A 13,607-nucleotide genomic window follows, 5' to 3' on the forward strand; every position below is an offset into this window, starting at 1 on the left:
TTTCACCACGTCGTCAACGAGGTTCGCGCATGACGTACCCGACGCCACGCAGGGTGTGGATCAGGCGGGTGTCGCCGGTGTCGACCTTGCGACGCAGGTAGGAGACATACGATTCGACCACACCCACCTCGCCGCCGAAGTCGTAGCGCCACACGTGATCCAGGATCCGAGGCTTGCTCAGCACGGTTCCGGCGTTGACCATGAAATAGCGCAGCAACGTGAATTCGGTGGGCGACAACGCAACCGGTTCGCCGGCTTTCCATACCTCGTGGGTATCGTCGTCGAGCTCGATGTCGGCGAACGCCAACCGCGACGGTCGTGCTTCCTCGCCGTTCTTGCCGGACCGCCGCAGAATGACTCGCAGCCGAGCCACCACCTCTTCGAGGCTGAAGGGCTTGGTGACGTAGTCGTCGGCGCCGAGGGTCAGACCGGTGATCTTGTCGTCCACCTCGTCGCGAGCGGTGAGAAACAGCACCGGCGCATCGACACCGTCGGCGCGCAGTCGGCGCAGCAGCCCGAAGCCGTCCATGCCCGGCATCATCACGTCGAGAATCATCGCCTCGGGGCGGAAGACGCGGGCCTTGTCGAGCCCCTCGGGGCCATTGGCCGCAGTCGCCACTTCGAAGCCTTGAAACCTCAGGCTCACCGAGAGCAATTCGACGATCGTGGGTTCGTCGTCGATCACCAGGACGCGGGCTTCGGGATTTGCAACGGTCACGACGTTCACACTCTCCTATCAGGCTATTTTTCGTCTGGGGAGTTCCTGCGAGTTTCCTGTGAATTGCCGTGCCCGCCGTCTGGGATCATCGACTCGGTGAATACGTATTGGCACACCTGGACGGCATACATCCCGGTTGTCGTCGCTGCCGCGCTGGTGCTGATCCGGCCGCTGTGGCCGCTGACCCGCCACACCGTGACGCTCGCACACGAGGCCGGTCACGCTGTCGCCGCACTGGCCACCGGTCGTCGACTCACCGGGATCCGCCTACATTCGGACAGCTCGGGGCTGACGCTGTCTCGTGGTCGACCCCGAGGTCCGGGCATGGTGCTGACCGCCGCGGCGGGCTATCTGGCTCCGTCGCTGCTCGGATTGGCAGGCGCGGTGTTGATCGGCGCAGGCCAGCGGCGCGCGCTGCTGTGGGGTGCACTGGTGCTGATGGCTGCGATGCTGCTGTTCATCCGGAACGTCTTCGGTCTGGCGGTGCTGGTTGTCGTAGGCGCGGCGTTCGGGCTGGTCGCGTACTACGGGTCCGCGAGTCTGCAGGAGCATTTCGGCTATCTCGCCATCTGGGTGCTGCTGATCGGCAATGTCCGAACGATCGTCGAAGGTGCGCAGAACCGCTCCGGCCAGACCGATGTCGACCAGCTGCGTGGGCTCACCCACCTCCCCCGCGTGTTCTGGATCCTGCTGCTCATCGCCATCTCCGTAGCAATCGGAGTGCTCGCGTGGCGGGTGCAGTACCTGGGCTGAGGTGCTTGCCCGACAATTGGACGATGCTCCTGAAATCGCTGACTGCCACCACGCGATTTCTTGCGATTTCCGACCCCGGCCGCGTTCGGCTTCGCAGCGCCACGTCGACCACACTGTCGGTCATCGTCGCGATGACGGCACTGCTCACCTACACCCAACTGACGGATCGTCCGGTGACCGTGGCGATGCTCGGGACGATCGTCGCCATGCAATCGTCTGCGGCGGTGAAGGACAAACAGCAACGCAGTCGCGTCGTCACCACCGTGCTGCTGTTCTTCCCCTCGATCGGTGCGGTGACGCTCGCCGCACTGTTGACACCGATCGGAAAGGTCGCGGACGTCGGCTTCATCGTCGTCCTGTTCGCCGCCGTCTGGGTGCGCCGCTACGGTCCGCGCGGCAACGCGTTGGGCATGGTCGCGTTCATCTCGTACTTCTTCGCGCTCTTCCTGAAGGCGACGCCGCACCAACTCCCGACGCTGGCGCTGTCGGTTGCCGTCGGCTTGTCGGCCACGCTGCTGGTCCGGACGCTGATCCTTCCTATTCGCCCGCGCGTCGAGGTGCGACGGCTGGTTCACGCGTTGCGCGCAGTCTCGATTTCGGTGCTCGAGGTCGCATCGGATCGAAGCGAGCGGGACAGCGATCTGCTGCGGAAGCGCCTCGACGCACTCGGCGAAACCGCGTTGATGATCGACGACTGGCTCGACCGCAACGATGCGTCGCAGCTGCTCAGCATCACCAACGACGATCTGTCCTTCCGTGTTTTCGACGCCCAGATCGCCACCGAACAATTGGTGAGCGCACTCTGGGCGATGGACCCGAACAAGCCCTGGCCGACGGGACTAGGGCAAGCAGTCACCGCCCTCGGCTCGTGCCTGCAGAACAACCCGTCCGAAGATCAGCTCCGCGCTGCCCGCAAACTGGCCGTCGCGGCAGCATCGAAGGCCGATCCGTCCAAGCCTGCCGGTGTCGCGACGATGGTCGCCCGACGAGCGGTGGCCGCGCATATTGCTATCCACCACGTCACCACCGAAGCTTTGCGCACCACCAAGGCGGCGGAGGCGCCCAAGGACTCCGCGGAACCGGCGAAGCAGGAGGGTCTGGACCCGAGTACCAAGGCCGCAATTCAGGTCGCCGTCGCGACCAGCGCAGCCACCATTCTCGGCGAACTGATCTCGCCGGACCGCTGGTACTGGGCGGTACTCACCGCCTTCCTGGTGTTCACGGGCGCCTCCACCCGCGGCGAAATCCTTACGCGCGCAGGTCATCGCATCGTCGGAACCATCTGCGGCGTCATCGCGGGCGTTCTGCTCGCGGCACTGGTCGGGCACAATCCGCCGCTCCAGATCGCGCTGCTGCTGATCTGCGTATTCTGCGCCTTCTACCTGGTCACCGTCGCCTACGCCTGGCTCACCTTCTTCGTCACGGTGCTGCTCGCCATGCTGTACGGGCTGCTCGGCGTCTTCAGCGTTCAGGTACTGGAATTGCGCATCGCCGAAACGGCGGCAGGCGGGCTGGTCGGCATAGCGTCGGCGTATTTCATCTTCTCGACAGGGACGCGGTCGACGCTGATCACCAAGGTCGACGACTACCTCGACCGGATGCTCGAGGTGATCGACGAGGGCATCGCATCGGTGACCGCGCCCGGCGGCACCACCGAATTGGTGTCGAGCACACGACGTCTCGACAACGCTCTCAAAGAAGTCACCACGGCAGGCAAGCCGCTGGAGATGGGACCGACCACCCGCAGCCGACGCGGCGCCAAACGGCTGCTGCGCGCATTGCAGGTGAGCAATCGCCCCGCCCATGCGCTCGCTCGTGCCGGAGTCAATGCCGCGCGCGCCGAAAGCGATACCGGACCGAGCGACGCGACGTCGGCGGCGTTACGCGACGCCGCGGATCAGGTGCGCAGCACCGTCGAAATCGTCCGACGTGCCGTCTCGGGCGAAGCCGCGCCTGCACCGGAAAAGGTCAGCGAGACAATGATCTTGGATGTGATGCAGACCGCGACGAGCACATCCGGGCCTGCCAGGGCAGCGGTTCGCGCACTGAGCACGTTGAACCGGACCCTCGGCGAGGCGGCAGATCGAGTCTGACTATTTTGCGACCACGTGCGCGTCGAAGAACGCGAACACCCGACGCCATGCGTCCTCGGTGGCGTCCTTGTCGTAGCCGAAGCCGGTGATGCGCAGCAACGGTTGCATCGGCAGGTCGTTGGCGAAGCTGTGGCCTGCGTCGTAGGTCTTCAGATCGTGCTCGATGCCGTTGTCCTCCAACTTCTTCCGCAGCGCTCGACCTTCGTCGCGCGTCACCACATCCTTGGCGCCCATGCTGGCGACGATGGGGCAGGCACCGCCGAGCACTTCGTCGTAATGCGAAATCGGAATCGACGGGTAGAACGGCGCCGATGCGTCGAATCCCTTGCTCGCCAACACAAGCGCGAATCCGCCGCCCATGCAGAAACCGACAACGCCGAGCGACCCGGTGCAATCGTCGCGGTCGATCAGATACTTGCGGCCTGCCAGCAAGTCGTCGACCGAGCGACCCCGATGCGCACGCATTTCGCTGAACACCCGCTTGACGCACAACGCCATTCCGCCCCGCGAATACAGATTCGGCGCGATCGCGATGTAGTCGTTGGCGGCGACTCGTCTCAGGATATTGCGCAGATCGTCGCCCAGGCCGAGGGCATCCTGCACCACGACGACGCCCGGCCAAGGACCCTCTCCCGTCGGCACTTCCACGACTGCATCGATCTCGCCGTTGGGCGTCTGAAGCTTGATGTCCGTCATGGGGCCCGAATCTAGTCGACTACACCGCCGGCTGCGTCGGATCGATTGCCTGCGGGGCGGCCGGGCTGCGGTGCCGCGACGGCGTGACGGTTCGGACGTCGTACATCCACCCGAGCCACTTTCCCACCCTGGCTTCGACGACGTCGCCTTCCAGCAGCCCGGCATACGTGGGTTCGTCGACGCCGTATGCGTGGGTGATGCGGGCCGAGCCGTCGTCGATGCCGATCCAGTAACGGTAGGTGGTGTTGTTGTCGTTGGAGTTCTTGACGAACCGGCGTTGCCGAACCACCTGACCCGTCACCGTCGTTCGCGAGGTCATGTCGATCAAGCCGAGGATCAACGGCACCGCGACGATCACACCCGCGCAGAACACCGCGAACCTGATGGGGTTGCTCGGAAAACCAAGGAATGCGGACGCGACGATCGACACGATGAACAGCGGGCCCGCGCACATCAGCACCCCGAGCAGCGCGTTGCCGATGCCGCTCCACGCCGTCCGACCCCAGAAGAAGCGACCCCACGGCCCTTTGCCGTGATAGCGCACCTGCACCTGATGCCACATGCCGCCGTAGTCCGACCATGCCTTGCCGTCGTCGGCAGGCGTGCTGATCGGGAGGCTGACCACGGCGCGTTCCGCAAGCCCGAGGGCTGCGGCGTAGGCGAGTGGACGGCCCCACACGGTGACGCCCGCGGCCGGCTGCTCGCCGAATCGTGCAGTGGCCATGTGGTCCTGCACGCCCAACCAGTGCCCGGCAACCTCGGCACCCAGACGAGTACCGCGTTCGCCGTTCACCTTCTCCTGCAACGAGACCAGCGCGAGAAACACGATGCAGAAACCGAAGATCAACGCACCGAAGGGGTCTCGCTCACCACTGCTGTTCAGCGGCAGGTACAGAGCGGCAGCGATCGCGGTCGTCACAGCCGGAATCGCGGCCGCACCGGTCAGGATGGTGCGGTGAACCGGAAGCCAGCGCGCCTCGGAAAGCCCTGCAGCTCTTGCCTCGTCGCGGACGGCGCGGCTGAACTTCTTCCACCAGCTGCCGAGATTTCGAGCCCCTTCGGCGAGGGCACCGGTAGCGACGACACCGTCCGCGGTGGCGAGTTTGGTGACGTGGTCGATGACCAACTGCTCGTAGCGGGTGAGCGCGCTCGTGTCCACATTTCTGCCGAGGCGCACTAGCGACAGTTCCGGCCCAACCTCTTCGATGGTGACGAATCGGCGAGCGGCAAGATCGAGCAGGGTGGCTGATGCGGCTTCGTCGCACAGCTTCCAGTCGCCGGTGACGAAGTCGACGAGGGCAGGCGCTTCCGGTCGGAGCGCCTGTGTCGGCGGTCCCGTCCGTATCGACGGTGTCTTGGTCGAAAACATCAGCCAGCCAAGCAAACCCAGCCAACCGGCGATGGTCGCGACCGCGCACAACACGGCCACGATGGCACCCGCGCTCATGGCTCAGAAGCGGACGTGGACGGGGCCGCGGTCGGACTCCGGTGCGGTGAAGAACTCCCGCGGGCCGAAGCCGAACGTGCCTGCCACGATGTTCGACGGCACAGTCTGCACCGCGCTGTTGTAGGTGAGCACCGCGTCGTTGTAGTACTGCCGTGAGTACGCGATGCGGTTCTCGGTGTCGGACAGCTCGCCCTGCAGCTCGGAGAAGTTACGACTCGCCTGCAGCTGCGGATACGCCTCCGCGACAGCGAACACACTTCGCAGCGCCGACGTCAACGCGTTCTCGGCCTTCGCCTTCTCGACCGGTCCGGTCGCCGCCATTGCCGCCACCCGAGCCGCGGTGACCGACTCGAACGTCTGACGCTCATGGGCGGCATAGCCTTTGACCGTTACGATGAGGTTCGGAATCAGGTCGTAGCGCCGTTTGAGCTGGACGCCGATCTGCGCCCAGGCGTTGTCGACGCCGTTCCGTTTGCGAACCAGCTTGTTGTAGATCCCGATGGCGGCGCCCGCGATGAGGACCGCCAGCACCGCCAGGACGACGAGAACGATCAGGACACCCACGACTGCCACCTATGTTGTTTGTCGAGACTGGTTGCATCAAGTCTCGGGTGGCAAAGCCCGCGGAACTAGGTACCCAAGGGGTGGGAAAGGGCTACCCCGTGGCGCGGTGCGGATGCGCGAGTCGGACCATCAACCGGCCGAGCGCGCGACCGTCCCTACCCAACTGACCGTATCGGCTGATCACGGCGTTGTCGCGGCTGTGCTGGTGGCATCGACCGGCAGCACGTTCGACTGTTGCGATGCGACGAGAAAGCTCGATGCGACTGACGACCGCAGCAAGGATCTGATCATCGATCCCATCGACGCCACGGCACAGCTCGCCGATCTCGGCTTCGCTCGTGATCAGCCGTTCCTCGGACTCTGGGTAGTCGATGAAGATGTTCATGTCGAGCTCCTTGCGACTCGCTGTCGGGTGTTCCTTGTTCTCACAAGGTATTGAGCACACGAGAGCGAGGCACGCGTAGTTCACTACTCGGGTTCGACCAGCGGGTTACGTGAACGCCGAGCGGGCTCTGGGGGCGGCCACTTCTCGGACGTTGCCGCCCTGAGAGCCCGTTCGCGGCCAAGTGCGAGGCGCACAAACCGACCGATTGTTATCTATGTGATATCTGAGACCAGTGTTGCTGATGGTTCAGGTGATGCCACCATATCGATGACGCTTCGCTGGATCCGACACGGTGAGGACACATCATGAGTCATTCGATCGGTTTCAATACGCGCCGGAAGCAGCGGCGTCAGAGCAACTTTCGATGGGCCGCAACCTTGGTCGTCGGTGGCCTGGTGGCAGTTCTTGTTCCGGCGGCCTCGACGTTGCTGTCTCCCGCGATCGCCCGCGCGGCAACGCCGGCGTTCGTACAAGTAGCGAGCACCTCTGTGACCGCGGCATCGCTGACGCTGCCACTGTCCGCGACCAGTGCGGGCAATCTCCTTGCGGTGTACACGGATTGGGGCATCAACGCGAGCTCGGCAACCGTGACGGACAACGCAGGTGATGCGTTCACCTCTGTCGCTGCACCGACGAAGTGGAACAACAACGCGGGTTACTCACAGGTCTTCTACGCCAAAAACCTCAAGGGCGGTGCGACGAGTGTGACGGTCACCTATCCTGCCAGCAGTAGCGTCGACGCGTACGCGGTCGAGTACTCCGGGCTGGATACGACCAACCCGCTGGACGTCTCGGTTGCCGCGCAGGGAAATTCGGCCTCCCTCAACTCCGGCCAAGTCGCGACCACCTACGCCAACGACCTTCTTCTCGGTGTAGCCGCCGACAACGGAACCCCCACCGCCCCCGGAGCCGGCTACACCTTGCGCTCGACCGCCAGCGACAACATCGTCGAGGACAAGACCGTCACTGCATCAGGTTCCTACAGCGCCTCGGCGACGATGTCGCCGTCTGCAAGCTGGGTGATGCACCTTGTGGCGTTCAGGGCCGCGGGCGCTACCCGCGATCCGCTCCAACAGCCGTTCGCTTCCACAAGCATCTGGAACATGCCGATCGGCACAGGCGCTCAGTACACACCTGCGAATCTGCCCGCTGATCCCGAAGGTGATCCTTGGGCACCCACACCCAACAACGACTTCAGCAACATCATCTTCACTCCAACCGCGCCTGCAACGAGTGTCTACTACTCGAGCGCAGGCTGGGATGGACCGAGCCGATGCGCGAAGACGGGCAACCAGCTGCAATTCACAGCACCCATTCCGAGCAATTACGTGGTCGGAACCGACGGCTACAACGAGGGCGTCGCGACGCTCGCTGCCGACAAACGCACAGTGAACATCGCGGTCGCGTTCGCGCGCTGCACGGCCGGCGGATACGCAACGAGCAACGACTATCAGTCGCCGGCTATCGATCTCTACGGCAACGGCTTGGGCGGCGTCGGCGCAGGCGGTACCTCGGGCAACCCAGGCGGCGTCATCAGGCTGGGCGAACTTCGACCCGGCCAGAAAGGCCCCGCGCATGCTCTGCGGATCACCCTCGACACGACGCAAGACCTGTTCAAATGCACCACCATCTCTGCCTGCTACACCTGGCCGGCAAACGGAGCCGATGGCGACGCCGTCGGTAAGTACGGCACCTTCAACAACAACACGAACACCTGGATGAAAATGGGTACGCTGCTGGCGATTCCGCAGTCGGTCGACATCAGCACCCTCGGTCTGCAGACCGAACCCGCCAAAGAGCTCGCCTGGACGCTGCAGAACTACGGCGCCTACGTCAACGACGACGCCGGCGGCGCCTCCTTCGCGTTCGTCACCGAGCGAAGCCCCAACGGCTGGTTCGGCGACCTCCACAACGAATTGCCTACTGGCCCACCGGCACCGAACACCACCCAGTTCTTCCAGGACTACGGATTCGACTTCTCCCAACGCTTCCACGACAACACCCCGTGGACCAACGACGTCGCGAAGCTCATGACGAGCCTATCGGCGGTAAAGAACAACGGCCCCACCAGCATCGGCGGTGGCGGTACCCCGCTCCAACCCCTGGCACCCCCGATCACTCCGCCGTGACCGCGGCACGCGGCACCGAGCAAATGGTGGCTGCCACCGCGACAACCGCCACCATTTGCTCGTGATCAACCCGGCAACAGAGCAGACCTACGCGGACGGATAGATGCCGAACAGTGGGGTCCGCCCGACCGGAATCTGGTCAACACGCTGCAGCGTTTTCGTGTCGTAGATGTCAAGGCTTCCTGGCCCGTTGTTGGCGAGCTGCGCCGCGAGCTTCGGAATCGCCGGAACGTAGTGGAAGTTCGACGTCGGCCCGAGGTTGCTGACGTATGCCTTCGATCCGTCCGGCGAAAAGCCAACGCTTGCAGGCATTCCGTCGGGCATAGCGATCGTGTGCACGATCCGGGCGGAGGCAGTGTCGATGATCGAAATGGTGTTGTCGCCGAAATTGCACACCCACAGCTGCCGCTCGTCCGGCGTCAGCGTGAAAACGAACGGCGCCGCGAGCAAGCCGATGTCGATAGTCCGCACCACTGCGAACGAACGCAGATCGACGATCCGCACCCCGCTGAGCGTGCGCACGTACATCGTGTCACCAGCCCGGTTCAACGCGCCCCAACCGGTCTGGGTGTCGCCGAGCAGTAGCGGCTGTCCGATCAGCGCACCGGTGTGAGCGTCGTAGCGGGTAAGGACGCCCGCCTCGGAAAGAACGTAGAGAGTCTTGTTGTCCGGCGATACCTCGATGTGCCCCGGAGCAGGCGGCAATACGATCGGCAGGGTGCGGGCGATCGTGTCGGTCTTCGTATCGACAACCTGGACCACCGACGCGGTGGTCGACAGGTAGAGCTCACTGCCGTCTGCGGTGGTGCGCATATCCGTATACGGCGCGCCGACAGTCGGGATGTTCTTGATCACCCGGCCAGACCGCTTGTCGATGACCGGCAGCGTCGCCTCGAGCGAAAACAGCCGGCTGGCATAGATCTTCGAATGGTCCGGCAGTTCCTGGAGAACGAACGGGTTGCTGCCGAGTCCGTCGATCGTTCGCACCACGCGGTGCTCGACGGGGTCGATCTGCTGGACCGTGCCTTCGACCTCCATGGGGAGGAAGATAGAGCGCGCGATCACCGCCGGATCGTCCGGCGATTGCGCGCTGGCCGAGGGCGCCGATATCGCCCCGGCGACCAGGCAACTCGTCAGAGCCAGTACGGAAGTAAGGAATCTTGCCCGGGTGCGCACAACGTCAGCCACGATCGGGGAGCGTACCTGACATCCTCCCTGCAAAGATGCAAGTCGGGGAAGGATCGAGCCTCCCATCGGGATTGAACCGATGACCGCTCGCTTACAAGGCGAGTGCTCTACCACTGAGCTAGGGAGGCGGGAAATCCGTAACAGCATATCGGGCTTCGGTCTGAGCGCCGAACCGACTAGGTTGCAGGAATGAGCACATCGGAGATCGCAACGGTCCTCGCTTGGCACGACGCACTCAACGATTCCGACATCGATACCCTCCTCGAGCTGTCGAGCGACGACATCGAGGTAGGCGGCCCCAAGGGCGCGACCCAGGGCATCGAGTCCCTGCGCGAGTGGGCAACCACCGCAGGCGTGAAGCTGGTGCCCGGCCGCCTGTACACGCACAACGGCGTTGTCGTCGTCGAGCAAAAAGCAACCTGGGCCAACGACCCCGGCAACGTGTCGACGGTCGCGTCCTCGTTCCGCGTCGTGCACGACCAGGTGACTTCCGTGTTCCGGCACGACGAGCTCGAATCAGCTTTGGCAGCCACTGATTTGAGCGAGGAAGACTTCGTCGCGGACGCATGAGTTCATGACGCTCGACCCCATTCGACGCAGCCACGCCGGTATGACGATGCCCCTGAAGGGGGATGCCGGTCCGCGGTGGGCGCGCAAAGCAGGCGACACCCTCGGCCGGCTGATATCCGATCGACGGGCAACGGTCGACACGGTCACGTCGGCGCCGACGCCGCTGCAGCCGATCGACCTGACCGACGACGCGACGGTGGCCGCCGTGCTCGACCTTGCCGTCCGCGTCGGCGAAGTCGCTCTCGGTTCCGGTATCGGAGCCATGGATACGGTCACGCAGGTCAAGTTCGTCACTGCCACGTACGGCCTCGCTCGGTGCGATGTCGACGTCACCTACAACTCGATCACCATCAGCGCGTACCGCGGGCCGACGCTGCCACCCGCGAGCACCATGCGGATCGTCAACTACCGGTCCATGGATTTCACGCGTCTCGCCGCCGTGGACCGGCTCACCCGCCGCATACGACTCGAAGCGCTCCCGACCGACGAGGCGCACGAGGCGCTCAACGCGATTGTCTCCGCACCCCACCCGTACAACCGCTGGGTCGCCACGTTGGCGTGGTCGGCGATGGCAGCATCGATCTCTGCGCTCCTCGGCGGCGGTGTCCTGATGGGCGCCTTGGCCTTCTTCACCACCATGGCCATCGACCGCACCAACCGCGTGCTCAACCGATACGGGCTGCCGTTCTTCTTCCAGCATGTCGTCGGCGGTGTCATCGCGTCCGCGCCTGCGATGGCCGTGTATTCGTTTCAGGACCAATTGGGTGTGGACATCAGTCCGTCGCAGATCATCGCGGCAGGCGTGACAGTGCTGCTGTCCGGGTTGTCGCTGGTCGGCTCGGTGCAGGACGCGATCACCGGCGCCCCGATCACCGCGGCAGCCAGATTCTTCGAACTCGTGATGATGACGGGCGCCATCATCGCGGGCGTCGCGTTCACCTTACGGATCGCGTCGCTGCTCAACGCGGAACCGCTGGTGTTGAGCACGTTGGCACCGTCGACGATCACCCAACTACCGGTCAAGGTGATCGCCGGAGCATTTGCCGCACTGATGTTCGCGCTCGCCAGCTACGCGGAGCGCCGGGCGCTCACCGCGGCAGCTGCGGGCGGTGCGGCCGGTCTGTTGGTGTTCGTGTTGATGCAGTCGGCGGGATTCGGTCCGGTGATCTCGTCGGCGGTGGCCGCGACAATGGTCGGCTTCGCCGGTGGCCTGATGGCCCGCCGTGCGCTGACTCCCCCGCTGGTGGTCGCCGTCGCCGGGATCACGCCGCTACTCCCGGGCCTGTCGCTCTACCGCGGCCTCTACGCCATGCTCAACGATCAGCTGCTGGTCGGGTTCAGTTCGCTCTTCGGCGCTTTCGGCATCGGCTGCGCGCTGGCCGCGGGCGTCACCCTCGGCGAGTGGTTCGCCCGAATCCTGCGTCGACCACGAATTCTGCGTGGCGCAGGACTGCTGCTGCGGCCGCAACTTCGGGTCGGCCCGCTGCGTCGTCGAACCTGACATGCAAATCGGGCCGGTACCTCCTAGAAGTACTGGCCCGATTCGAAAGAGATCAGCTGTCGGCGCGGTGCTTGCCGCGAGCGGCTTCGTCCGCCGCCATGGCCTCACGCAGGCTCTTCGGCCGCATGTCGGTCCAGTTGGTCTCGACGTACTCGACGCAGGCGGCCCGGCTCTCTTCACCGAACACGACTCGCCAACCGGCGGGCACCTCGGCGAACGTCGGCCACAAGGAATGCTGGTCCTCGTCGTTGACCAACACGTAGAAGCGGCCGTCTTCGTCGTCGAAGGGATTGGTGCTCATTTCACCTCATTAGTCTTTTAAGCGCATGATTCGAAGTCCCCGCTGTTTGCGAAGACTCCGCTCCGATCAGTCGACCCTAGCAAGAGCAGTGTTACGGCCGCGACGATCACGCGGCGAAGAAATCCAGCAAAGCCTTGTTCACGAGGTCGGGTCGTTCGAGGTAGCCGAAGTGCCCAGCGTCGGGAATCTCCTGATAGACCGCCCCTGGGATGGCATCCGCGACCTCTTTGGACAGGTACGGGGGAATCATCCGGTCGTCGGCGAAACCCACTGAAAGTACGGGCACGGAAATCTTGCGGTATGCGTCGACGCGGTTGAAATCGCGATCCATTTTGCGCTGCGCACGCACGCCGGGGCTGATCGGTCCGCCGCTGAATTCGAAGACGTCGAGCCAATCGCGAGCGGCATTCGGATCTGCCAGCGTTGCGGGCGACAGGTTCATCACGGCGGTGACGGCGGCGTCGTACTTGGGCGGCAGCTTGACGCCGCTGGCGTCGAGTTCGCTCTCGCCTGCCGACAGCGTCTTCTGAAACTGGTCCAACCGACCGTGCCCGGCCAGGAACGCAGCCTTGCGTACCAACTCCGGGTGCCGCAGCGCCAACTCCTGCGCGACCCGAGCACCCATCGACGTTCCGGCGACGAAGGCCGGTTCGGTGCCGAGCAGCCGGATCAGTCCGGCGGTGTCGGCGACCAGCTGATCGAGGGTCATGCCGTCCGCACTTTCGAACGACGGCGCGATGCCACGGTTGTCGAACGTGCAGACGCGGTAACCCGCGGCCACCAACGCGGGAACCTGATGCAGGTCCCACACCCGGCCCGGGCTGCCGGTTCCCATGATCAGCACGACCAGCGGACCGTCGCCCTTCACCTGGTAATTCAGCGCAATCCCGTTCACCGTTGCAACCGGCATCCTCGTCCTCCCTCGCGACACGCACATGACGTACTGTGCATCGGCCACGGTAGTGCACCTTGCCGGATGCAGGGGATTGCGACGGCCGAAGTGGCGTCGGGGCAACTGATTCTCCTAGAGTCGAATTACAAGAACTACCTGCTCTCTTTCGAGCAGCAAGCCAGGAGGACGAAAATGGCCACCAAGACCACCAGCGCGAACGAGCTCGCGGACGATGATCTGGAACCGTTGGCCGACGAGACCGCACGTCAGGCGCAGCGCGTCGTCGCCGCCTACGCAACGGATGCCGACGAGTGCCGGATGCTGCTGTCCATGCTCGGTATCGGTCCCGCCGTTCGAGGCGAGTAACCCG

Annotated in this window: 14 protein-coding genes and 1 tRNA gene; 6 read left to right on the forward strand and 9 right to left on the reverse strand. The window is 64.4% G+C overall.

The features are described from left to right. Positions 1-13 precede the first annotated feature (13 nt). A complete protein-coding gene (locus tag FOY51_RS16160) occupies positions 14-718 on the reverse strand; it encodes a response regulator transcription factor (RefSeq protein ID WP_149431285.1) in 705 nt (234 codons plus the stop codon). 96 nt (positions 719-814) lie between these two features. Here FOY51_RS16160 and FOY51_RS16165 point away from each other — a divergent pair, with 96 nt between their 5' ends. Then, on the forward strand, positions 815-1,471 hold the full coding sequence (locus tag FOY51_RS16165) for a M50 family metallopeptidase (RefSeq protein ID WP_149431286.1): 657 nt from the start codon (positions 815-817) through the stop codon (positions 1,469-1,471). Positions 1,472-1,494: 23 nt separating this feature from the next. Further along, positions 1,495-3,564 carry an FUSC family protein gene (locus tag FOY51_RS16170; RefSeq protein WP_149431287.1) on the forward strand — a complete coding sequence of 690 codons (2,070 nt, stop codon included), beginning with the start codon at positions 1,495-1,497 and terminating at the stop codon, positions 3,562-3,564. Here FOY51_RS16170 and FOY51_RS16175 read toward each other — a convergent pair whose 3' ends face one another. From FOY51_RS16175 to FOY51_RS16190, 4 genes are all read right to left on the reverse strand, one after another. Next, positions 3,565-4,260: a dienelactone hydrolase family protein gene (locus tag FOY51_RS16175; RefSeq protein ID WP_149431288.1), complete on the reverse strand. Its 696-nt coding sequence runs from the start codon at positions 4,258-4,260 to the stop codon at positions 3,565-3,567. Between the two features lie 19 nt (positions 4,261-4,279). Continuing rightward, positions 4,280-5,707: a DUF2207 family protein gene (locus FOY51_RS16180; protein ID WP_149431289.1), complete on the reverse strand. Its 1,428-nt coding sequence runs from the start codon at positions 5,705-5,707 to the stop codon at positions 4,280-4,282. Positions 5,708-5,710: 3 nt separating this feature from the next. Further along, the gene (locus FOY51_RS16185) at positions 5,711-6,271 is read right to left on the reverse strand and encodes a LemA family protein (protein ID WP_214633111.1); all 561 of its coding nucleotides are present in this window, start codon (positions 6,269-6,271) and stop codon (positions 5,711-5,713) included. A 91-nt stretch (positions 6,272-6,362) separates the two neighbouring features. Beyond that, positions 6,363-6,656: a chorismate mutase family protein gene (locus FOY51_RS16190; RefSeq protein ID WP_149431290.1), complete on the reverse strand. Its 294-nt coding sequence runs from the start codon at positions 6,654-6,656 to the stop codon at positions 6,363-6,365. A 305-nt stretch (positions 6,657-6,961) separates the two neighbouring features. Here FOY51_RS16190 and FOY51_RS16195 point away from each other — a divergent pair, with 305 nt between their 5' ends. Next, complete coding sequence (locus FOY51_RS16195; protein ID WP_149431291.1) at positions 6,962-8,785, forward strand: hypothetical protein; 1,824 nt, start codon at positions 6,962-6,964, stop codon at positions 8,783-8,785. A gap of 87 nt (positions 8,786-8,872) precedes the next feature. Here the strand turns inward: FOY51_RS16195 and FOY51_RS16200 are convergent, their stop codons facing one another. Both FOY51_RS16200 and FOY51_RS16205 read right to left on the reverse strand, forming a co-directional pair. Beyond that, a complete protein-coding gene (locus FOY51_RS16200; protein WP_149431292.1) occupies positions 8,873-9,973 on the reverse strand; it encodes a YncE family protein in 1,101 nt (366 codons plus the stop codon). A gap of 56 nt (positions 9,974-10,029) precedes the next feature. Beyond that, positions 10,030-10,101 (reverse strand) — tRNA-Thr (locus FOY51_RS16205). Positions 10,102-10,162: 61 nt separating this feature from the next. Here FOY51_RS16205 and FOY51_RS16210 point away from each other — a divergent pair. Further along, a complete protein-coding gene (locus FOY51_RS16210; protein WP_149431293.1) occupies positions 10,163-10,543 on the forward strand; it encodes a nuclear transport factor 2 family protein in 381 nt (126 codons plus the stop codon). A 46-nt stretch (positions 10,544-10,589) separates the two neighbouring features. Then, positions 10,590-12,044 carry a threonine/serine exporter family protein gene (locus tag FOY51_RS16215; RefSeq protein ID WP_149431449.1) on the forward strand — a complete coding sequence of 485 codons (1,455 nt, stop codon included), beginning with the start codon at positions 10,590-10,592 and terminating at the stop codon, positions 12,042-12,044. 52 nt (positions 12,045-12,096) lie between these two features. On the opposite strand, the gene FOY51_RS16220 is transcribed toward FOY51_RS16215, so the two are convergent. After that, on the reverse strand, positions 12,097-12,345 hold the full coding sequence (locus tag FOY51_RS16220) for an MbtH family protein (RefSeq protein WP_149431294.1): 249 nt from the start codon (positions 12,343-12,345) through the stop codon (positions 12,097-12,099). A 106-nt stretch (positions 12,346-12,451) separates the two neighbouring features. Next, positions 12,452-13,255 (reverse strand): alpha/beta fold hydrolase, encoded by an 804-nt coding sequence (locus FOY51_RS16225; protein ID WP_149431295.1) that lies wholly within the window; start codon positions 13,253-13,255, stop codon positions 12,452-12,454. Between the two features lie 174 nt (positions 13,256-13,429). Here FOY51_RS16225 and FOY51_RS27250 point away from each other — a divergent pair, with 174 nt between their 5' ends. Continuing rightward, entirely contained in the window at positions 13,430-13,603 is a 174-nt protein-coding gene (locus tag FOY51_RS27250) for a hypothetical protein (RefSeq protein WP_187776355.1), read from the forward strand. The last annotated feature ends 4 nt before the right edge of the window (positions 13,604-13,607 follow it).

Source organism: Antrihabitans cavernicola (assembly GCF_008297975.1).
GTDB classification, from domain to species: domain Bacteria; phylum Actinomycetota; class Actinomycetes; order Mycobacteriales; family Mycobacteriaceae; genus Antrihabitans; species Antrihabitans cavernicola.

Excerpts from the sequence above, each read along its gene's own strand:
- FOY51_RS16170 (WP_149431287.1), top strand. The coding sequence starts at position 1,495 with ATGCTCCTGAAATCGCTGACTGCCACCACGCGATTTCTTGCGATTTCC.
- FOY51_RS16175 (WP_149431288.1), bottom strand. The coding sequence starts at position 4,260 with ATGACGGACATCAAGCTTCAGACGCCCAACGGCGAGATCGATGCAGTC.
- FOY51_RS16180 (WP_149431289.1), bottom strand. The coding sequence starts at position 5,707 with ATGAGCGCGGGTGCCATCGTGGCCGTGTTGTGCGCGGTCGCGACCATC.
- FOY51_RS16190 (WP_149431290.1), bottom strand. The coding sequence starts at position 6,656 with ATGAACATCTTCATCGACTACCCAGAGTCCGAGGAACGGCTGATCACG.
- FOY51_RS16195 (WP_149431291.1), top strand. The coding sequence starts at position 6,962 with ATGAGTCATTCGATCGGTTTCAATACGCGCCGGAAGCAGCGGCGTCAG.
- FOY51_RS16210 (WP_149431293.1), top strand. The coding sequence starts at position 10,163 with ATGAGCACATCGGAGATCGCAACGGTCCTCGCTTGGCACGACGCACTC.
- FOY51_RS16215 (WP_149431449.1), top strand. The coding sequence starts at position 10,590 with ATGCCCCTGAAGGGGGATGCCGGTCCGCGGTGGGCGCGCAAAGCAGGC.
- FOY51_RS16220 (WP_149431294.1), bottom strand. The coding sequence starts at position 12,345 with ATGAGCACCAATCCCTTCGACGACGAAGACGGCCGCTTCTACGTGTTG.
- FOY51_RS16225 (WP_149431295.1), bottom strand. The coding sequence starts at position 13,255 with ATGCCGGTTGCAACGGTGAACGGGATTGCGCTGAATTACCAGGTGAAG.
- FOY51_RS27250 (WP_187776355.1), top strand. The coding sequence starts at position 13,430 with ATGGCCACCAAGACCACCAGCGCGAACGAGCTCGCGGACGATGATCTG.